The 20,856-nt window shown below is 45.6% G+C and carries 21 protein-coding genes and 1 other annotated feature; of the genes, 10 read left to right on the forward strand and 11 right to left on the reverse strand.

Annotated elements, in window-relative coordinates:
* Nucleotide 1: 1 nt before the first annotated feature.
* The 4 genes from NLX74_RS15630 to NLX74_RS15645 all read right to left on the reverse strand — a co-directional run bounded on the left by NLX74_RS15630 (nt 2) and on the right by NLX74_RS15645 (nt 6,014).
* On the reverse strand, nt 2–2,080 hold the full coding sequence (locus NLX74_RS15630) for a peptidoglycan D,D-transpeptidase FtsI family protein (RefSeq protein WP_254329248.1): 2,079 nt from the start codon (nt 2,078–2,080) through the stop codon (nt 2–4).
* A gap of 178 nt (nt 2,081–2,258) precedes the next feature.
* Nucleotides 2,259–4,343, reverse strand: coding sequence for a peptidoglycan D,D-transpeptidase FtsI family protein (locus tag NLX74_RS15635; protein WP_254329249.1), 2,085 nt, complete (start codon nt 4,341–4,343; stop codon nt 2,259–2,261).
* A gap of 20 nt (nt 4,344–4,363) precedes the next feature.
* Nucleotides 4,364–5,515 (reverse strand): transglutaminase domain-containing protein, encoded by a 1,152-nt coding sequence (locus tag NLX74_RS15640; protein WP_254329250.1) that lies wholly within the window; start codon nt 5,513–5,515, stop codon nt 4,364–4,366.
* Nucleotides 5,516–5,531: 16 nt separating this feature from the next.
* On the reverse strand, nt 5,532–6,014 hold the full coding sequence (locus NLX74_RS15645) for a hypothetical protein (protein ID WP_071558288.1): 483 nt from the start codon (nt 6,012–6,014) through the stop codon (nt 5,532–5,534).
* Between the two features lie 223 nt (nt 6,015–6,237).
* Here NLX74_RS15645 and NLX74_RS15650 point away from each other — a divergent pair, with 223 nt between their 5' ends.
* Both NLX74_RS15650 and NLX74_RS15660 read left to right on the forward strand, forming a co-directional pair.
* Complete coding sequence (locus NLX74_RS15650) at nt 6,238–7,410, forward strand: MFS transporter (RefSeq protein ID WP_235308412.1); 1,173 nt, start codon at nt 6,238–6,240, stop codon at nt 7,408–7,410.
* Nucleotides 7,411–7,829: 419 nt separating this feature from the next.
* Complete coding sequence (locus NLX74_RS15660) at nt 7,830–8,174, forward strand: toprim domain-containing protein (protein ID WP_235308411.1); 345 nt, start codon at nt 7,830–7,832, stop codon at nt 8,172–8,174.
* Between the two features lie 90 nt (nt 8,175–8,264).
* Here the strand turns inward: NLX74_RS15660 and cyoE are convergent, their stop codons facing one another.
* The gene (cyoE, locus tag NLX74_RS15665; protein ID WP_013311855.1) at nt 8,265–9,209 is read right to left on the reverse strand and encodes a heme o synthase; all 945 of its coding nucleotides are present in this window, start codon (nt 9,207–9,209) and stop codon (nt 8,265–8,267) included.
* Nucleotides 9,210–9,412: 203 nt separating this feature from the next.
* On the opposite strand from cyoE, the gene NLX74_RS15670 reads away from it, so the two are divergent.
* On the forward strand, nt 9,413–10,396 hold the full coding sequence (locus NLX74_RS15670) for a metal-dependent hydrolase (RefSeq protein ID WP_061829858.1): 984 nt from the start codon (nt 9,413–9,415) through the stop codon (nt 10,394–10,396).
* Between the two features lie 252 nt (nt 10,397–10,648).
* Here the strand turns inward: NLX74_RS15670 and NLX74_RS15675 are convergent, their stop codons facing one another.
* Entirely contained in the window at nt 10,649–10,870 is a 222-nt protein-coding gene (locus NLX74_RS15675; RefSeq protein ID WP_013311857.1) for an alpha/beta-type small acid-soluble spore protein, read from the reverse strand.
* 121 nt (nt 10,871–10,991) lie between these two features.
* Between NLX74_RS15675 and NLX74_RS15680 the strand changes: the two genes are divergently transcribed.
* Nucleotides 10,992–11,159 carry a hypothetical protein gene (locus NLX74_RS15680; protein ID WP_254329251.1) on the forward strand — a complete coding sequence of 56 codons (168 nt, stop codon included), beginning with the start codon at nt 10,992–10,994 and terminating at the stop codon, nt 11,157–11,159.
* Nucleotides 11,160–11,202: 43 nt separating this feature from the next.
* On the opposite strand, the gene trpS is transcribed toward NLX74_RS15680, so the two are convergent.
* Complete coding sequence (trpS, locus tag NLX74_RS15685) at nt 11,203–12,192, reverse strand: tryptophan--tRNA ligase (protein ID WP_061829859.1); 990 nt, start codon at nt 12,190–12,192, stop codon at nt 11,203–11,205.
* Nucleotides 12,193–12,243: 51 nt separating this feature from the next.
* Nucleotides 12,244–12,501: a binding site (T-box leader), on the reverse strand.
* Nucleotides 12,502–12,643: 142 nt separating this feature from the next.
* Here trpS and NLX74_RS15690 point away from each other — a divergent pair.
* Entirely contained in the window at nt 12,644–13,609 is a 966-nt protein-coding gene (locus NLX74_RS15690; RefSeq protein ID WP_235308410.1) for an aldose 1-epimerase, read from the forward strand.
* A gap of 90 nt (nt 13,610–13,699) precedes the next feature.
* Nucleotides 13,700–13,936: an alpha/beta-type small acid-soluble spore protein gene (locus NLX74_RS15695; protein ID WP_013311861.1), complete on the forward strand. Its 237-nt coding sequence runs from the start codon at nt 13,700–13,702 to the stop codon at nt 13,934–13,936.
* Between the two features lie 122 nt (nt 13,937–14,058).
* Here the strand turns inward: NLX74_RS15695 and NLX74_RS15700 are convergent, their stop codons facing one another.
* Nucleotides 14,059–14,460 (reverse strand): hypothetical protein, encoded by a 402-nt coding sequence (locus tag NLX74_RS15700; protein ID WP_013311862.1) that lies wholly within the window; start codon nt 14,458–14,460, stop codon nt 14,059–14,061.
* Between the two features lie 261 nt (nt 14,461–14,721).
* Nucleotides 14,722–16,509, reverse strand: coding sequence for a M3 family oligoendopeptidase (locus tag NLX74_RS15705; RefSeq protein WP_254329252.1), 1,788 nt, complete (start codon nt 16,507–16,509; stop codon nt 14,722–14,724).
* A 97-nt stretch (nt 16,510–16,606) separates the two neighbouring features.
* On the opposite strand from NLX74_RS15705, the gene NLX74_RS15710 reads away from it, so the two are divergent.
* A complete protein-coding gene (locus NLX74_RS15710) occupies nt 16,607–16,777 on the forward strand; it encodes a YycC family protein (RefSeq protein ID WP_013311864.1) in 171 nt (56 codons plus the stop codon).
* Nucleotides 16,774–17,010 (forward strand): hypothetical protein, encoded by a 237-nt coding sequence (locus NLX74_RS15715; protein WP_023990206.1) that lies wholly within the window; start codon nt 16,774–16,776, stop codon nt 17,008–17,010. Before NLX74_RS15710 ends, NLX74_RS15715 begins: the two co-directional genes overlap by 4 nt.
* Before the next feature lie 92 nt (nt 17,011–17,102).
* On the opposite strand, the gene NLX74_RS15720 is transcribed toward NLX74_RS15715, so the two are convergent.
* Nucleotides 17,103–17,834 carry a DUF2225 domain-containing protein gene (locus tag NLX74_RS15720; RefSeq protein ID WP_254329253.1) on the reverse strand — a complete coding sequence of 244 codons (732 nt, stop codon included), beginning with the start codon at nt 17,832–17,834 and terminating at the stop codon, nt 17,103–17,105.
* A 21-nt stretch (nt 17,835–17,855) separates the two neighbouring features.
* The gene (locus tag NLX74_RS15725; RefSeq protein WP_023990208.1) at nt 17,856–18,233 is read right to left on the reverse strand and encodes a globin domain-containing protein; all 378 of its coding nucleotides are present in this window, start codon (nt 18,231–18,233) and stop codon (nt 17,856–17,858) included.
* A 411-nt stretch (nt 18,234–18,644) separates the two neighbouring features.
* Between NLX74_RS15725 and ylbJ the strand changes: the two genes are divergently transcribed.
* A complete protein-coding gene (gene ylbJ / locus NLX74_RS15730) occupies nt 18,645–19,943 on the forward strand; it encodes a sporulation integral membrane protein YlbJ (protein WP_254329254.1) in 1,299 nt (432 codons plus the stop codon).
* A 66-nt stretch (nt 19,944–20,009) separates the two neighbouring features.
* Nucleotides 20,010–20,813, forward strand: a complete 804-nt coding sequence (locus tag NLX74_RS15735; RefSeq protein ID WP_013372943.1) for an NAD kinase — start codon at nt 20,010–20,012, stop codon at nt 20,811–20,813.
* Nucleotides 20,814–20,856 lie beyond the last annotated feature (43 nt).

Consider the following 20,856-nt stretch of genomic DNA (forward strand, 5'->3'; position numbering starts at 1 on the left):
CTTACTTGGCTGCCACAGGCTTTTTAGGAGTACCATCTAGCCCGTAAACTTCGTCATACGCATCAAATATTTTACGCGCAACCGGTCCCGCGCTCGTCGCACCAAAGCCCCCTTCAGGAATGATGACCGCTACCGCCAGCTTCGGATTTTGACGCGGAGCAAAAGCGATGAACACCCCATTATCTTTAACCGTACGTCCTACCACCTGCTGAGAAGTCCCCGTTTTGCGGGCATAATCATAAGGAAATCCGTTAAAGGCTTTAACATCCGTAGCCATACCCCGAATCACTGTATTCCAGTACGTATCTGAAAAGGCGACCTCATTCAGCACCTTCGGCTTAAACTCACGTACGAGATTCCCCTGATCATCTACAATTTTGCTGACTAAATGAGGCTGCATACGCTTGCCCTTTGTTGCCAGCACAGTTGTATACTGGGCTAACTGCATCGCTGTATATTTTCCCTGCTGACCAAAGGATGCCTGCACCAAACGTGTCAGCGCACTTTCATGCTTGCTCGTATACTCAAGTCTCCCCGCCCACTCGCCCGGCAGATCTACTTCTGTCGGTACGCCTAATCCAAATTCCTTCATATACTTGTCCCATACGTCAATTCCCTGATGCACCCCTGGATTACTTCCGTATTTTCCATACATTGGCTTGCCAATCATATCTACCATAAACGTATTCGACGAGACCTCAATTGCCCTGCTAGGTGTCAAAGAACCATACACATGTCCGCTAGAATTCCCAACCCGGCTGGAGCGATTTTTGCCGTAGTACGCACTTCCCGTATCCAGATAAGTTTGTCCGGGAGAAAACAGGTTTTCCTTCAACCCGATCAGCACGGTTAGCGGTTTAATGGTTGAACCCAAAAGCACCGAGGATTCTGGATGTGGACCCTCTTTTCCGCTAGGCACGGATTTAATGGTTCCATTTCCCATTTTATGCTGAATTTCGTCATATACCGAAGGCGAGGTACTTCCACTTTTCCATACATTAGAGTCATAATCCGGCATACTGGCCATTGCCACGATATTTCCGGTCTCTACCTCCATCGCTACAGCGAAGCCAGTGGTAGCGTCTTGATGAAGCTTCCCCGATACGGCATGAGTATGAAGCCAGCGAAGCTGATCCATAATCGCTTGCTCGGTTTTTTGCTGAATTTCCTTGTTGATGGTGGAATATAAATGATGTCCTTTTTCAGGAGGAGTAATCGATTCAACGCCCTCCGGCATGCTGCGCGGATTGACTTCTACCGTTTTATAGCCGTTTTTTCCTCTCAGCTCGTCCTGGTATTGCAGCTCCAGGCCATCATATCCAACCGTTTCACTTTCCAGGTAAACCTGTTCTGGTCTTAGAACCTCCGAATTAGCTTGGTACAGCTCTTTATATTTGGTTCGGTTCGCACGGGCTCCTTTGAACTTGTACATATATCCAATCGCTTGGACCGCTACCCGATCCGGGTCATAATGGCGTACACTTTCTTCTACAACCTCTGCACCAGGGAATTCTGTCCGATGCTCCAGAAAATAAGCGATTTCCTCCCGACTCAGGTCGGATTTGACCAATCGCGGGGTAAATCCCCTATATTGATTATAGTCCGGGTCCAATCTCTTTTTTATTTCCTCAGCATTAAGCTGCTCTCCTTCGGTACGACCCAGTTCGTTTAATTTGGCAGCAAGCTTGGCAGCAAATGCATTGAGCTCAGGGAGCAGCTTTTCCCCCGGCTTGCGATCTTTCTCCGTACGCTTGCTATAATCCTTAGATAAAGTTACATACAAGGACTGTACTGAAGTCGAATACGCCAGCTTAACCGTACCTGTGGAGTCATAAATCGTGCCGCGACTCGGAACTAACGGGACATTTTTCGTATTTACGGATTGCTGCTGACTCTTCAGCTCGTCCGATTGTACAAACTGCAATACAGCTAGTCTGGTAATGATCAGGGCAAACAGCACAAAAGCACTAAAAAACAGTAGGTTGGTTCGTAAAACCGTCCGTTTTTTTCGTGACTCTTCATCCTCTTCTTGATTTTTCTTTTTGAATGAAAACTTTTTATCTAAACTTCTTCTGTCCATATTAGCTGCATTACTCCTTCCAATAGGTTTCATATTCCCTGATCCTACCATATCTAAAACAATAAACGATGAATTCTAAGATGACAATTTTGTAAGAAAACGTAGAAAAAACATAAAAAAGCTTCCCTCAGCCCAAAGGCTAAGGGAAGCTTTCATGAAATGACATCGTATAAAAGGATTATGGCTGTTTGATTGCGTTAGGATCGGTTGTCGTGGCATCCTTTTTCTTAGGCACCCCGTCCAATCCATAAACTTCGTCGTAGGCATCAAAGATTTTACGCGCAACTGGTCCTGCACTCGTCGCACCAAAGCCTCCTTCAGGAATAACAACGGCTACTGCAAGTTTGGGGTTCTGACGTGGAGCAAAGGCAATAAATACCCCGTTATCCTTCAGTTTACCGCCTACGCTTTGCTGAGATGTCCCCGTTTTGCGAGCAAAGTCATAAGGGAAACCATTAAATGCACTGACATCTGTTGCCATCCCGCGTATGACTTCATTCCAGTATGCATCTGGGAATTTCACTTCATTCAGCACCTTCGGCTTAATTGTTTGAACTACATTGCCGTTGGTATCTTTAATCTGACTGACCAAATGCGGCTCCATCCGTTTGCCCTTGGTAGCCAGCACAGTGGTATATTGTGCAAGCTGGAGCGTTGTATACTTACCCTGCTGCCCAAAAGAAGCATACGCTAATTTGGACAAGGCCGATTCCTTGCTTTTAGGTCCATATTCTCTCAAACCAGGATATTCCGTAGGTAAATCTACACCTGTAGACACACCTAATCCAAATTCCTTCATATAGCGGTCCCATACATTCACACCTTGATCTTCCTTGGCATTATTAATGTACTTGTTGTACAATCTTTTACCCACCATATCTACCATGAATGCATTGGAGGAATGCCGAATGGCAGAAGCGGGGTCCAACCCGCCGTACACATGACCCGAAGAGTTTCGAACTCGTGACGAATTGTTACGCCCAAAGTAAGCCGCTCCTGTATCCTGGTAGTAGGATGAGGTGCTGAATAGATTTTCCTCCAGACCTATCAACACAGAAAGAGGTTTAATGGTGGAGCCCAAAAGAACAACTGACTCTGGATGTTGACCCGATTGGCCCGATCCGAACGAACGAATAGTACCATTTAAGTATACATTTTGTATTTTCTTATAATTATCACTGGATATATTTCCAGTCTGCCAGTAATTTGCATCATAATCCGGCATGCTAGCCATCGCTACCACATTTCCTGTATCTACTTCCATCGCTACAGCAAAGCCTGTTTTCGCATAAGGATGAGTCTTGCCAGATACAGCATGTGAATGGAGCCATCTCAATTGATCCATAATGGCATTTTCAGTCTTAACCTGAATTTCTTTGTTAATCGTGGAATAGACATTATTTCCTTTTTGCGGAGGAGTAACAGAATCTACACCTTCCGGCATATTACGCGGATCTATCGGAACGGTTTTATAGCCATTTTTCCCTCGTAACTGTTCCTGATATTGGAATTCCAGTCCATCAAAGCCAACCGATTCGTTATCCATATAAATGAGGCCCGGATCATTTTCAGCTGACATAGATTTTTGAATATTCTTATATTTATCCAACGTTTCACGCGCACTTTTATAACTTTTAATATAACCAACCGTTTGAACAGCTACCGTATCTGGATCGTAATGACGTACCGTTTCCTCTACGACATCTACGCCCGGGAACTCACTCTTATGCTGCATAAAATAGGCAACTTCATCTTTATTAAGATTGGTTTTAATCAGACGCGGCGTAAAACCGCTAAACCGTTGATAGTTTCGGTCCATAGCATCCATAATTTGTTCTGCCGTCATTTTTGGCTCATCTTTATTACCATATTGGGCAAATCGATTTGCCAGCTTTTGTGTCATGTTTTCCAGCTCAGGCAACAGCTTTTTATCAGGCTTACGCAACTGCTCCATGCCGTCACTATAGTTCTTGGAGAGCGTGATATACAGCGATTGTACAGGTGTAGAATACGCCAGTCTATTCTGCCCGGTGGAATCATAAATCGTTCCGCGAATCGGCGTAAGTGGTACATTTTTGGTAACATTACTGGCCTCCTGCTGCTTAAGCTGAGGTCCATCTACAAATTGAAGTATCGCCAATCTTACAATAATGACCGTAAATATAATGAACGAGCTGAAAAAGAACAGATTGATCCGAAAGCTAAATCTTTTCCGATCAGACGTCTCATTGTCTTTTCCCTGCTCGTTGTCTATCTTTCTCATGTGCCCTTTTCCACTCCTTATTAAATCACTTTATCCTTGATATGTGTTTGGGCAAAACCAGGCGGATTAAACCAGTCCCCACTTTGCGCCCAGGTCGGGTCTAGCGGTACCCACTGATCCTGTGCGCTCAAATATACTTCATTCCATGCATGGGAACCGTAGCCTCCCTGTCCGTTATAACCAAGCCCTGTCACCACCTTGACCTGTAGCCCCTGCGAACGAGCCATCATTGAGTAAAGGCGGGCATAATCAATGCACACTCCTTTACGTGTATCAAACGTATCTCTAGGAGTCTGTTCATGCCAGTCACCACGTTGCTCATAGGCTTCCACCTTACTGTAATCATAGCTAATACGGGTGCCTACCCATTCATACAACGCTCTAGCTTTTTGCTCGTCACCGCTAGCCCCTTCTGTAATCTTGGCCGCTGCCTGAACGATATCGCTTGGAATGTCCCGGTCGATTATTTCATATTTGCGCTGCATGATGCCATTCAGTTCCTTGGTAACAGCCTGCGTAAATACGGGCAGCTTATCCTTAATCAGAGTCCCGGACAACGGTTCAATGACCGATTGCGCACCTTGCTTATAAATCGGTGAAGCTTGGACGTAGCTGCTAAACCCGCTGTCTGGATACAGACTTACGCCGATGAATAGCAGGGCTATAACCATGATAGCGCGTGCTCCACCAATAAGAGTACCTATTCCAGCCCCTGCCACCCTGCTGAAAAAGCCTGATTTTTTTTCATGCTCATGGAAAGAAGAATCTGACTTGCCACCTACCATCAACACATAAATTGCACGTAGTACAAATTGGGCGATCGCATAACTAAGCATGAACAATACGGCGAACCGCAGCAGCGGAAATCCCTCTAACCCCGCCACCAACGTATAATAAAATTGCTCAATCCCACTTAGTTCTCGCTGAGGCAAATGTTCCATGTAAGTCGCCAGCCATTGTTGCACCTTCGGTGAAAGCCACATGGCTAACCCGAGCGAGCACAAAATACCCGCCACAGTCAGTATGCCATCCACAATAAGACTGAACAGCGCCCCTACAGATCTGGAAGCTCCTCGTCTCCAGCCCTGAATCAACGACAGCAGTACAATGACAATCAAAAACACCGTCACGCCATTCCAATGAAGAATAGGCTCCAGCCAGGATGGTTTCATTGTGTTCCTCCTGTCTCTACGGCGACTGTGGCGACTGTGTTACAGCCGAGCCTTTCGCACCTTCGATATATTTCTTGACGGTATCGCCCATACTCCACTCGCCCAGCGACATCCCCTGAAACCATACCTTGACCTTGTCACCATCAAATGGACCTTTAACTTCCAAGTTGGAGCTGGTTACCGAAAACGTACCATCCGCGTTGGATGTGTATTGGGCATCCCGTCCCTCTTTGATCATCATGTTCAAAGCCTCGCTCTGAACCTTGTTAATCGCATCATCCTTTGCCTGAGTAACGACCTTGCCGACCTGTTCAAAGGAAATGCCACTGTAGATAAGCAAGCCTGCAATTACGACAATGACAATCAGCCATTTTACGAGAGTTCTTACAATCTTCAATATGACTAACAGTAGGACAAGCCCAATTAATATATACATCCAGTTATCCTGAACGATCTGCCAATTATGTTCCAAAAACTCTGTCCAGACGCCCTTATCCATTTCGCTACACTCCCGTTTTCAACTACATCATTTAAATCACAAAATTGTCTCTGTAATTATACATGATTACGTGATGCCCTGTCAGCTTAGCTCTTGTACATACCTTGTTATTCAATTCTTGTCCATACAAAGTGGTCTATGTTCGTCCACTCCAGCGTACAACTTAGGAAGGGCCAATACGTGGTGCAACATGAAAGTTTACATTAGGGAAGGGGGTCATCCCATGAAAACAGCCCTCTGGCTGTATCTCTTTTTATTCATTGCTTTTTTCGATCTGCATGCACAGTATCCTATTTTGACACCATTCGCTATCTCCCTGGGTGCGGCACCTACTTTTATTGGCTGGATGATGGGGATTTACTCTCTAACTCATCTGCCTGGTAATTTGATGGCCGGCCCCAAGGTCGACAAACACGGTAGCCGCCGATATATTATGTTCAGCCTAACAGCCGCAGGCATCATTCTTGTCATTCAATCATACATCCACACACCGTGGGAATTACTTTTTCTTCGGGCGATTAGCGGTTTTGTGTTAGCCTTTTTATCTCCGGCCTGTCTAGCCATGTTGGCACAGCTATCCGATCATCCAGTTACGCAGGGCAAATATATGTCGGGACATGGTGTCGTTCATACGTTGGCCTCTGTCCTGTCTCCAGCCGCTGGCGCTTTTATCGTAGCCAGTTTCGGCTTTAGTGAGACGTTTAGTTCCCTTGGCATCATTCTCGTAGTCACGGGGCTTATGGCTTATTTCACCTTGCCCAAAACAGCACCCGCTCCACAGGCCCAATTATCTGATGGTCATGCGACACCTACTCCGCTATCCGGAGCACAAAAGACTCGCTTACCATTCAATTGGCGTTACCTGCTCCTGCCTTTTGTTTTGGCGTGTGCACAAGGCATTTTATTTTACGAAATTCCATTACGGAATAACGGTTCTGCTTCCATGATGTCCACCGGATTGCTCTTTTCCATCATCAGTTTGGGAGCACTTTGTACGCTCAGCTTGCTGTTTCTGAACAAATATTCACCAATGGTGCGACTACTTTGTGGCATTATTTTGATGTCTCTAAGTTTTTACGCACTCGCCACCACGCCCGAAGCGGCGATTGGCATTATACTTTTTATTTTGGGAACTGCCAAAGGTATCATTTTCCCAGCGCTAGCCTCCCTTTTCATACGAATTGGAGGTGCGCGACTGGGCAAAACCTTTGCACTACAGTCTATTGCAACATCTATCGGCTCCTTTGCCGGGCCTGTACTGGCAGGTCAGCTACCCGATCACATTTCTCCTTTTTTCATCGCATTTCTAATTCTTATGGCTGGCCTGCTATTCGTTCCTATTAAGCGATTATCTCCGACGCCGCCACTGTCTGCCTCAGGACCTTATCATTCCTAGCTAGTCTGAGGGCAGTGGTATGCTAATATGCTACCTTTAAAGCCCAAAATGTCGTTTCAGAGGGCAAATGCACAGTACACTATCCCCCTATCCACATAGACTATTTTGACTGAACATTCACTAACAAAGGGAGGTGCAGCCTGTGAGCCACTGTCATCCTGTAAGCCCTTGCCCTGTTTTTGGAACTTCAACTGGCACCATTCTTGTTCTTTATATTTTGCTCGTCATCATTCTCCGTACTTGCTGGATTTAATGTCTGAATTGCCCTAACATGTTGTCCCTTGTACCCATGCCTGCCACTTCTGGCAGGCTGTTTTGTTATTTTTTGCATGAGAACCCTATTTGGAGCTACACTATACACATATTCTTCATTTCCCGGGGAATTTCGAGCATATGTATCATACAAGGGGTGAGCTTAAATGGCGATAACCGTGATTGTTGAAGGGAAAAATGACCGCAGCAAACTTCGCCGATTACTTGACCCGGAGGTCCACATTTTATGCACCTTCGGTACACTCAACTCTATAAAACTGGAATCCCTCCACAAGCGGGCCAAGCACGACGAAATATTTTTATTTATGGACAATGACAGCTCAGGGAAGAAAATAAGGGGTGTGCTTGCAGACTCTTTTCCGGATGCCTGCCATATGTATACCCGCAAAGGATACGCTGGCGTAGAAGGCACTCCAGACGAATATGTGATCGCTCAATTGGAAAAAGCAGGGTTGGAAGAATACATTATATACCCGCCACCTGTTCTTTAGTCTTGAAAATAACAAAAAAGCTGTCCTCAGGCTGCTTTCATGCCTGTTGGACAGCTATATGGTGCACTATAAAATGCCTCTAAAATGGCATTAGAACTTATGAACCGTATCGACGATCATCAGCAAGAAGCTGAGTGTCAGATGGTTAATGGAAAAGAAAAATACTTTTTTTGCCCAAGAATCCGTTTCTTCTTCCTTAATCGTAAAACCTTTAAAGGCGTAGAATGCCCACAGCACGGACAGTAACACGGACACGATCATAAAAATCATACCGGCATATCCATAAGCATACATAAGGATGGGTACCGGAATCAGCAATACAATATAAGGAATCATCTGGATCTTGGTCCGATGGATACCTTTTACGACTGGCAACAACGGAAATCCTGCTGCGCGATATTCCTCGACTCTGCGAATAGCAAGTGCCCAAAAGTGAGGCGGCTGCCATAAGAACAGGAGAGCGAATAAGAGCCAAGCGCCCATATCAATACGACCTGAAGCGGCCACATAACCAATCACAGGAGGCATTGCACCAGAAATACCGCCGATGGATGTGCTCCATGTAGACGAACGTTTTAACCAAAGTGTATAAATACCGACGTAGACGAACATACCAAGTAATCCCAGTAATCCTGCCTTTACACCAGAGAAGAAGAATAGAACAGCTAACCCGACAACACCCAAAATAATAGCGTATGACAACACCGTTGTAGGGGTCAGACGCCCTGTTGGCAGTGAGCGATTACGTGTACGTTCCATTTTCAAATCCAGCTCACGGTCAAAATAGTTGTTAAAAACACAAGAAGACGCCATAACCAGCATTGTACCTAAAAGTGTAAGAATTAGCTTTATATAATCAACGTCCCATTGCGATGCTAACCAAAAACCACCAAAGGCTGCAACCAGATTGGTACGAAGGATGCCTGGCTTGGTAACTGTAATAAAATCTTTCCAAGTGCCCGCTTTGCCGGGTGGTTTAGATTTTACAGAATAGGTAGCCGCATCCGAAGAAGTCTTATAACTTATATTATCCATTGTGAGTAACTCCCCCTTAGAGATGTATGAATTCGGGAGTAAGTTGAACTCCGATATAAATTTTATCATATACCTACCCCAAAAAGTTTGACAGAAAACGCACAAAACGTTCACAATTCCGATGGCAAATCGCCCCTGTTGATCGTTTACAGTAAATTTGGGTAGTAATAAGTACAGGAAACAATACAAAAGGAGCGACAGATATGGATACAGCCACACACTTTGTCATGGGAATCGGATTGGCCGGGCTGGCCTACACTGATCCTGTCGTCGCCGGAGATCCAAAGTTGGCCGCAGTCGTACTGCTCGCTACAGTCGTAGGGTCACAAGCTCCGGATTTTGACACTTTGCTTCGGTTGAAAAACAATGCAGCCTACATTCGCAATCACCGTGGACTGTCGCATTCAATTCCCTTCTGGTTGATATGGATCTTGTCCATAACAGGACTGATTTGCCTGATCTTCAGAGATGTGCCCCCAGGTCATGTAGCATTATGGGTAACGATTGCTGTCTGCCTGCATGTATTCACAGATTTATTTAATACGTACGGAACACAGGCATTCCGCCCGTTTACAAACAAGTGGATATCTTGGAATATCATCCATATTTTCGATCCCTTTATTTTTGGCACCCATGTTGCTGCGATTATGCTGTGGGTCACCGGATTGATTCCACCCGCTCCCTTATTTATTACGCTGTACGTTATTATTGGCCTATATTACATTTGGCGAACCTGGAGTCATTTTATAACCAGAAAAGCGGTACGTGATATGGACAATGAGCGTCAGGAGGGCGACATCTATTATATCATTCCCACCGTATCATGGAACCGGTGGCATGTGGTAAAAGCTCATCAGAATGGAAGTTATGACATTGGCGGTTTAAATGGCAAACACTTATTTTGGACTAAACATGCGATTCCATCCACACATCCTGCCGTAGAAGCATCCAAATCCTATCGCGATGTGCAGGCATTTCGCTATTTTTCCTCCTTTGCCGTTGCCGAGGTGGAGGAACTGGAATGGGGCTACATTGTGCGATGGGGAGACGTCAGGTATCGACACCGGAGACAATATCCATTCGTGGCTGTGGTCGCGATGGATAAGCAGTTCGGACTGATCAACAGCTATATTGGATGGCTCAGTGACGAAAAGATGCAAAAACGCCTTTCCCTGCATACGAATTAAAACCTGCCTACAAGCTAACAACAAGCCGTATGAACAACAGACAGCAAGTCTCCCTTCATCTGGAGCTTGCTGTTTTTTTGGCCATACGCGTAATAAATCACTTCTCATGAAAGCGCCCTCTTGACGAAGCGGACTTGCGTGATTCACAATGGTGATAAGCCATGCGTAAAAAAATCCGGAGCATGATCGCTCCGGATTTTCTTCATCACAGTTGCTCATAATACAGCTTCCAAGATGGAGTGTTTATGTGTATTACTGCAAACGGCTGCTGCCCGACAAGGATTGTTCTGCTTGTTGGACCAGCTTTTTCGTGATATATCCCCCAAGAGAACCTGTTTCGCGGGAAACGACATTACCGAAGTAACCGTCCTGAGGGATCGTGATGCCAAGTTCTTGAGCTGCCTCATATTTTAATTGTTGTAAAGCGGCGTTGGCCTGCGGTACTTGCAGGTTGTTTGAACGACGTCTGCTCATATTTGAATCTCCTTTCAGTTCTTTGTGAGTGAGGTTCATTGCAAGCTTGCAAGATTATTATGGCTCGCTTACAACTACTTATTCCTGAAATTCAACATTCGAACACTGGAGGTTTTTACCAATGAGCAAAGGTTTATCCCTATGGTTCGCCGCTTCATCCATTGTCCTGCTGACCGCGGCCGCAATATCCATTAGTTATTCCGCATGGCTTGCCATTCTACTGGGGCTATTATCTGTCGGCAATATCGGCTGGGGTTTCGTGGTCAAAGCTCGACAACGCCGCTCCTAATCCAATCCTTTAAAAGGCCTAATCCGTTTCGTCTCAATATGCTTTAGCGTACACGTGGCAGAAAGCCCATGCGCTCTTTGACCGCAGACAGCGTGACTTCAGCCGCTTCTTGTGCACGCTCTGCGGATTGGGCTAAAATACGTCCAATCTCACCGGATTCCCGGATGTCGCGATAGCGTTGCTGAATCGGTTCAAGCATAGCTACAACGGTCTCTGCCAGTTCTTTTTTAAATGTTCCGTACATTTGACCTTCATAGCGATCCTGCACTTCTTGGAGTGACAAACCGGAACACTGGCTGTAGATGCCCATCAGATTACTAATTTCCGGTTTATTGGCCGGATCATATCTAACCTCACTGCCGGAATCAGTAGTAGCGCGGCTGATTTTCTTGCGTATGACTTTCGGTTCGTCTAGTAGCGCAATAAAGCTGCCTGCATTCGGATTGCTCTTGCTCATTTTTTTGGATACATCATCCAGGGACATAATTCTCGCCCCTACTTCAGGGATATACGGTTCAGGAACAGTAAAATAATCTCCATAACGGTGATTAAAGCGACCCGCCAAATCGCGTGTCAGCTCCAGATGCTGCTTCTGATCGTCGCCTACCGGGACGAGATCCGCGTTGTAGAGCAAAATGTCAGCTGCCATCAACGATGGATATACGAACAGCCCTGCTCCTACAGAGTCCTTGCCTGCTGCTTTGTCCTTAAACTGAGTCATCCGTTCCAACTCGCCCATATTCGTCAGTGTTGTCATCAACCATCCCAACTCAGCGTGCTGAGGAACATGGGATTGTAAAAAGACATTGGATTTCTCCGGGTTAATACCTGCTGCGATAAATAATGCTGCTACCGCCTCCGACTGCTCACGTAATTGAGCCGGTTCCTGCGGTACGGTAATTGCATGAAGGTCTACGACCATAAAGTAACATTGATGATCCTCTTGCAATTTGACAAAGTTTTTCATGGCACCAATGTAATTGCCCAAAGTAAGTTGTCCGCTAGGCTGAATACCTGAAAGTACAGTTTTCATATTCTTCCTCCTCAGAATTTCAAAATTAGAACGCAAAAAGGCCCCGCATCCTCAAGGGACGCGAGACCGTGGTACCACCCTTATTCATTGCGTCAGCCTATTACTTGTCGGAGCTACGCTCCGTGGCTGCCTGCAATCTTAAAGCTCCGTTAACGGGGAGCAATCGGCCGTCATACTTAGGACAGTAAATTCCTGTTCTGTGGGGCACTCCAAGGTCCATTCAGCAGTGCAGGCTCACCGGTTCCCATCCACCACCGGCTTTCTGAAGAGCTTATGCGAAAGCTTACTTGTCCTCATCATCGCGTTTATCCATGTCATTACTTTCTAAACTACATTAATGATAATTCCGCATAATGTTATTGTCAAATGACGATTGTGCCCTACGACCAAAAATCTGTTATCATAATGACACGAAGCTTCAACCGATTATAGTGGACAAAGGAGCATGGATATGAAACAAGTGACCAAAGAACACTGGAACGGTTACGACACGTATGTTTTACATAGTGGTGAACTGGAAGTTACGATGATCCCTCGCCTCGGGAATAATATTATTTCAGTGCGTGATCTGAAGCTCAACCGGGATATCGTACGTCGGCCCGGTGAGGAAGAATTGGCTTTCTATTTACAAAAGCCTTATCATTTTGGCTTGCCCATTTTGATTCCTCCAGGCCGAATTCGCAAGGGACAATTTGAGTTTGACGGTGTTCCATATCAGTTCGACCGAAATACAGCCAATGACAATCATATACACGGTCTGCATCGTAATCAGTCCTGGCGCTGCAGTGATATTGAAGAGGATGAAGAAGGTTGCAGTGTTACTACCGAGCTTTTAACAGAAAGTGATCCGCACTGGATGGAACAATTCCCCATTCCTTTACGTCTGGAGATGACGTATCGCTTGCAGGGAGCTGTATTAAGTCAAACGCTGCGCGTAACGAATTTGGGTGAAAAAGCAGCCCCATTTGGCTTGGGATATCACACTTGGTTTATGGTGGACGGAGAACCTGAGCGCTGGCGCCTAAAGCTACCTGTGAACGGCGTATATGAGCAGGATGCTGAACAGCTACCTACAGGTATCATTTCTTCGTTAGATGACTTGGAACAGCTCTCTTCGGGACTTTCTCTGAAAGGAACAAATCTAGACACTCTGCTGCGGGCAACGGAAGGCCCTGCTGAAGCCCTTTTGACTCGTGACGACGGTTATCAAATCCGCTACACAGCAGATGAGCTATACTATAAGTATTGGGTTTTATATACCAAAGGTGAATGCGACCAGTATCTTTGCATTGAGCCTTATACCTGTCTGCCTGATGCGCCCAATTCACCTGATCCTGCCGGGGAAGCCGGACTGATCCGTTTGGAGCCTCAGCAATCCATCGATCTCAAAACTCAGATTCATATCATATATCCGTAATTTTCCTCTAGTCACTTTTCTTCCTTCGGCGCATATTTTCATAACTCTGTCGCATACTAACCTCATCACAGCCGAAGGAGGTGACTACACATGAATGAAGCTAATCAAGGCAGAAGCCGTCGCAGTAACAACCTAGTTGTTCCTCAAGCCAACAACGCATTGCAACAATTGAAATATGAAGCTGCACAAGAGCTGGGCATCACCATTCCGGCAGATGGTTACTACGGTGACATGCCATCCCGTGAAGCTGGTTCTCTGGGAGGCTATATCACTAAACGCTTGGTACAGCTGGCCGAACAGCAATTATCAGGTCGTTCAGGTCAATAAGCGTCATTATTCCACATGAGCATTCCGTTCATCGTAATTTACCAAAATGTGTTATAACGGGTATATAACAAAGGCGGTCTTCCCTTAGGAAGGCCGCCTTTTCTTTACTTTTTTTAATTGAATTATTCGGAATTAGCCGCTCGGTATGTAGGCTTGTTGTAGCGGATCATGAGATTCGCCATGTTGTAGTTGGACTCCAGTGTTGCATCTACCAAAATCGTTCCTTGTCTAATGGCAAAATCGAAAGCAATCTCACCATGAGTCCAGCTACGCTTATGATTTAGCGTTTCTAGAGCCATACGCCGAAAATCCTCCCGATGCTTTGCTGATAACCCCGGTTCTACTGCTGCAAATGTGCCCCCTTTACCTGCAAGCGGATTATGACGAATCCCAAATTTCCCAACTACATTGTTACGTATTTGTACAAATACGATACCTGACGACAAACCTGCGAGTTCATTATCCAGTTCTTTTAAAACGATATCCATCTGCCTTGCTAACGACAATTGACCTACTTCGTCCATTACAAAAACCCTCCTATATACCTTATCAAGAAATAATTAATAGGTCTTACGGCTCAATTATATGCGAAGATTTTTAACCTTACAATCAAAACCAACATAATTGGGTATTTATAACTATTTTCTAAGTATATCCATCATTTTAAATTCCGCCAACAGGTAATGTTAATTAGACTTCGACATTTTGCGACTTTGTTCATCATCTTCTGCAAAAATCACAAAAAAGGCCTCCCTTATAGGAGACCTTTCAAAAGTGTAAATCCGTTACTTTGTCATTTGTAAAAATTGCTCAATATCCTGAACAGTAACTTGCGCGGCATTACGCCAGAAGTCAGCCTGTGTTAAATCGGTACCTAAGTGCTTGGAAGCCAATTCTTCGACTGTCATGCGCCCCGTATCACGCAGCAAGGCATCATATTGGTCGGCGAAGCCGTCAGGATTTTCCTTCGCAAAAGCGTAAATTCCTGCACTGAACATATACCCGAATGTGTACGGGAAGTTGTAGAAAGGAGTGTTCGTAATATAGAAATGTAGCTTGGATGCCCAAAAATGAGGATGAGCCTCATCCAGGATACCACTAAACGCTTCACGCTGCGCTTGTTCCATCAACTCGCTTAATTGTTGCGCTCCTACAACTCCTTTTTTCCGCAGCTCGTAAAAACGGGTTTCAAACAGGAAACGAGCATGAATGTTCATAAAGAAGGCTACACCACGCTGAATTTTATCCTCCAGCAAAGCGACTTTCTCCTGACCCTCGGCAGCTTCCAGCAAAGCATCTGATACAATTAGTTCTGCCAGCGTTGATGCCGTCTCAGCTACGTTCATGGCATAGTTTTGATTCAATGGGTGCAATTCATTCATCACATGCTGATGATAACCGTGTCCGAGCTCATGGGCCAGTGTCGAAACGTTGGATGGTGATCCGGCATAGGTCATAAAAATACGGGTCTCTTTGCTCAGACGCAGAGATGTACAGAAACCGCCCGGACGTTTGCCTGGACGATCCTCTGCTTCGATCCAGCTTTTCTCAAAAGCCATTTGGGCAAAGTCAGCCATTCTTGAGCTAAATTTACCAAATTGCTCAACAATCGTTACAGCAGCATCGTCGTAAGGGATTTTAGTAGTTGACGTCCCCAGCGGAGCTTCAACGTCATGCCAGGAAAGCTTCTCTAAGCCCAGCAGCTTTGCTTTCCGCTCCAAGTATTGGACTACAATAGGCTTTGTTTCATTAATAACCTGCCACATCGTATCTAGCGTTTGTGCAGACATACGGCTGATTTCCAACGGTTCCTTAAGCACATCTGTCCAGCCTCGTTTTTCATATAGCTTCAGACGAAAGCCTGCCAAATGATTCAATGTATCCGCGCAATAGTCCTCTACCTGAGTCCATGCCTCTTCCCAGCGTGCAAACACGTCTTTACGTACGCTGCGATCTGCTTCATCCAGCTTATTAGCAGCCTGACCTACAGACAGGTTTACGATCTCGCCATTTTCCGGCACGGGGATCGTCATATTTTTGACAATGGTATCATAAAAGTCACCCCAGCCATGGTAGCCATCCACTGCGAGGTCCAATGCAAGGCTTTCCAGCTCAGGAGCCATTTTTTCACGTGCTTCGTTCCGATATTCAGTCAGGACAAAAGAAATCGGCTGGATAGCTTCGCGCTCCATCCATTTCTGCCAAATGTCTTCACTGGTTTGTGCCAGCAAGTTCTGGAAAGATACTAAAGCACTTTTCCCTTGGGCATACAGCGTGTTGACACGCGCCCCCAATTGAACAGCCAGCTTGTCGTGCTGGTTTTGAGCAGTTAGACAAGAGACAAAGGAACCCGCCTGCGACGCACCATTAAACAGCTCCTGTAAGCTATTCAGTACACTATCCAGACGCTCGGTATCCAATACCGTTTGTGGTACTTTGGCTGCTTTAAGCTGGGATTGCAGCTGTTGGACCTTGCTCTCCATTTCTTCCAAAAATGCATGAAATGAGGCAGAAGAAGATCCTCCGCTAAAAATAGATTCCAGATCCCATGTTTGCTTTAACGGTGTTTTCATAATAGTTCCACCTTTCTTTTTTGGCGAATTCATCTGGTTTCATATACAATAAAGCTACATCGTGATAGTAAATCACTACAATTGGGAGGAAAACAGGATGAGACCCTTACAAATTTCGCCGGAAACGGCTGTGAAATTATCCGAAAAGCTCGGCATTCCGCTGGAACACCTTATGCATACACCCCAGCACATTTTGATGCAAAAGCTGGCCGAACTGGCTAAAGAAGAAACCGCTGACCCGAACGGCGGAGAATCGAACAAATCATGATCCCTTTTCATAAAACCTGGCCTTATGACATCGTCATGGGAGACGTTTATGTACAGTCTTGTCCATTTTGCGACCATGATAATGTTTTGCTGCCCCTGAAGCCAAAAGAACTTAAGCTCATACACGAAGGTATGAAAAAGTTGCTTGTGTTTCCATGCTGCCATAACAAGGTTACTTTGGTGGATTGTGATGACGATTATTTGCTGTCAGATACCACATTGCGTCATCATTAATTCATGAGGCAGTTGTAAGATAAGATAACCCGTTTTACAAACAAGGTGTGAACCATGAGCCTAAATCGGCCATAGTGCACACCTTTATTTCTTCAAGAGGAGCTAGCGTCCTGCATTTCCTCCGGCAGTTGGAAATTTTTAGCCAACATTTGTTCTCGCAGTACAGACCACTGTTCACGGGAAGCCCGGATCATGGCTGCATCCATAATCTTTTTGTCATTAATGACACGCGAAAACCAACGTACCGCTTCGTGAAAGTTGTCTGTACGTCGATGCAGTTCACCAATCAGATAAAGCAGTTTGGCATTATTCGCCCCGACACCCTCCAGCTCATAGACCCGAACATATGAATCCAGACTAAATTTGAGAAAGCGAAGCTCCTGCTCCTCATTTCCCTGGTATCTGTACATCCATGCGATATGCTGTAATAGACTGGCTACTACGCGTTCCTTTTCTCCGATGACCTGGGCACAGAGCAAACCCAGTTTATACGTTTCTAATGCCTCTTCCCAGCTACGATGCCCGCCATATTCGCGAGACTGCCAGCGATTACCGATTTTATCCTTAAATATCTTGGTTTGCTGATCGCTTAACTGAACGGTAGAGTGCTCTGTCGAGGTAAATCCACAATGAGGACAGACCCTTACGACATAAAAATCCGGATTTTCATTCTTATAATAAGCACAAAAATCTGAATCCGTACGAATGGCCTTCTTTAGGCTTGGTCTGACACGGGATGTCTGAAATTCTTCTTCGCAATGGGGGCAAGCGATTTTGATTTGATATAACGGTTCAAGTTCCAATGTTTTTACAACCCTCTCCAAAATTCGGCAATCCCCGAAAGCTTACGGGGTATTTACAAAATGATGCGCAGGACCAGACAAACGGTTAAGTATGATTGAACGAAGCGGCTCCTCAATGCCCGTATCCGTTAACGCACCTGCCATACAAGACAACCATGCCTCTGCTCGCTCCTCCGTTACGGGAAACTTCATATGTCTGGCACGTAACATCGGATGACCATATGCATCAGAAAAAAGAGACGGTCCTCCAAAAAACTGGCTCAGGAACATATACTGCTTTTCCTTAACTGGTTCCATGTCTTTAGGAAACAGGGGACTTAACAACGGATCTTTATAAACTCTCGGGTAGAAGGCCTCAATAATAGCACGAACACCTTCCGCACCCCCAAGGTTGTCATAAATGCTCAGGCTAGGATTCACTTTTCTCCAACTTTCTGTGCTATGGTAATAAATCTACACCCGTATTATAACAAAAAACAAAAAATGACGCTAAAAATAAGCGTCATTTTATCAATTTAACATATGAAGAGGGTGTGCTTCGTTGCACACAGCTTCGTCATTCTATAAACACAACTAATAACTCCGCCAATCCTCTTCACCGGGATGGACGAGAGAGGCACGAATAACATACACAAAAGCACATACGAACAGACCGGCAACGATACTCATCCTGATCACTCCATCCTTAAGGTTATGGATCGTTGTTTTCCTATTTTAACATACTATTTACAAAAATACAGTATTAGATGTAATCGTTTTCTTTGTTTTTTTTGTACTCTTTGTCCATCCCCGACATAGTTATATTAGTACAACTCCAAAGGAGGGGCCTCTATGTCGCTATACCGTCGTTACTCGCTTCCTCTGCTCATCCTTACACTGCTTTTCCTATTTATGCTTATGGCTGTATACCCGCAGTCTTCTCTGAATGCGGGGCTTCGGGGGCTTGCCATCTGGTGGGACGTGCTGTTTCCGTCTTTATTCCCGTTTTTCGTTATTTCCGAGCTTCTCCTCGGTTTCGGCATTGTTCATTTCATAGGTGCGCTGTTGGATCCGCTGATGCAGCCCCTATTCCGTGTACCTGGCTGTGGGGGTTTTGTCGCTGCGGTCAGCTGCGCATCCGGTTACCCGATTGGAGCTAAACTAACAGCCAAGCTGTGGGAGCAAAAATGGATCACACGCATTGAAGGAGAGCGTTTGGTCGCGTTTACCACTTCCTCTGATCCGATATTTTTGATCGGTGCGGTTTCCGTTGGCTTCTTCCATCAACCAGAAATTGCACTCGTACTGGGCGTGGCCCATTATGGTGGCGTGCTCATCATCGGGCTGCTTATGCGCTTCCACGGTTCCCGTTCAGGGGAAACAGATACTCGCAGCGACCGCCCTCAACCTACTCAAAAAGCCTGGTCGAAGTCCACGAATACAAAAGCAGCAGGTCGCAATAGGCAGCCTGGCCCCCTACGCCAAGCATTATATGCCATGCATACAGCTCGTTTGGAAGATGGTCGCCCATTGGGTGAGTTACTTCGTCAGGCGATTACTTCCTCCCTACGCCTTATTATTGTCGTAGGAGGGCTAGTTGTATTCTTCTGCGTCATTTTAGAAGCTTTGACGAACTCCGGTTTAATGAGCGGGCTTCATCTGCTTACGGCAAGCCTATTGACTGCATGTGGTCTTCCTCCTACGTTAACGGAGTCCATCGTGGGTGGTATTTTCGAAGTCACTTTAGGAGCGCAAGCCGCAGGGGAAGCCACGGCAGCAGCGTTACCATTCAAGGTATCCGCAGCCGCTTTTGTTCTCTCCTGGGGCGGCTTGTCGGTTCATGCGCAGGTTGCAAGTATTTTAAATATGACAAATCTCCGCTATATGCCATTTTTGTTGGCCCGGGCTGCACATGGCATCATCTCAGCACTGCTAGCTCTCGTGTTATGGCGGCCTCTGATGGGACAGGGAAGCTCTCCCGTCTTTTCTCCAATATACGACATCGTATGGTCTCCTGGCTTCTCGTCCGCCATGCTGTTGCAAAGTCTGCTATTTTTTTCCTTTATACTGACAGGAATGCTTAGTCTCTCATGGTTGAGTGTGGGTACAAGTCGCTTATACGTACGTTTGAGAAGAACACACAGGCAATGAACGATTGTGTTCTTGCTCATAATTGATTATGATCGATATATACCCATGACAAAGGAGCTTTTCATCTTGAGATATTATGTTCTGGATCGCGGGGATCAGCACTCCATGGACTTGAGTCAGCAATTTCACCGTCTTGCCCAAGAAAAGAATTTCAAGCTGGATGCCGAATCGCCGGAAATCGTCGTGTCTATTGGAGGCGATGGTACGATGCTTCATGCGTTTCATACCTTCATCGACCGCATTCCGGATATTGCCTTTGTTGGTGTACATACCGGTCATCTGGGCTTTTATGCTGATTGGCGGGCGGACGAGCTGGAGGAGCTAATCCACCTGATGAGTCAAAGCGGATCTGAGGGACCGCTTAACCCGAGAATCGTTAAGTATCCACTGATTGAGTTGGAAATTCACAAGAAGTCAGGCAATGCTTCTTTTATTGCCTTGAATGAGTTTACGTTAAAAGGGGTGGATGGCACTGTCGTTGCCCAAGTAGATATTAACGATATTACCTTTGAAATGTTTCGCGGTGACGGTATATGTGTTTCTACCCCCTCAGGAACGACCGCCTATAATAAAGCACTTGGCGGAGCTATGGTTCACCCCACCATTGAAGCGTTGCAATTGACTGAGATCGCTTCCATTAATAACCGCGTGTATCGGACACTAGGATCGCCATTGCTACTGCCCAAACACCATCATTGTGATATTTTTTCACGGAAAGATCAGCGTCTTTTATTGACAGTAGATCACCTGAACTTTCCTGTCGATGACTTAATCTCTGTTCGATGTCAGGTCGCAAGTCAGAAGATCAGCTTCGCTCGTTACCGTCCTTTCCCATTTTGGGATCGAGTACGCAACGCTTTTCTTAATTAGAACCTATAAAAGAGCCGACTCTGACTCTTTTTTTACAAACAAA

Source organism: Paenibacillus sp. MZ03-122A, from assembly GCF_024213325.1.
Taxonomy (GTDB): Bacteria; Bacillota; Bacilli; order Paenibacillales; family Paenibacillaceae; genus Paenibacillus; species Paenibacillus polymyxa_B.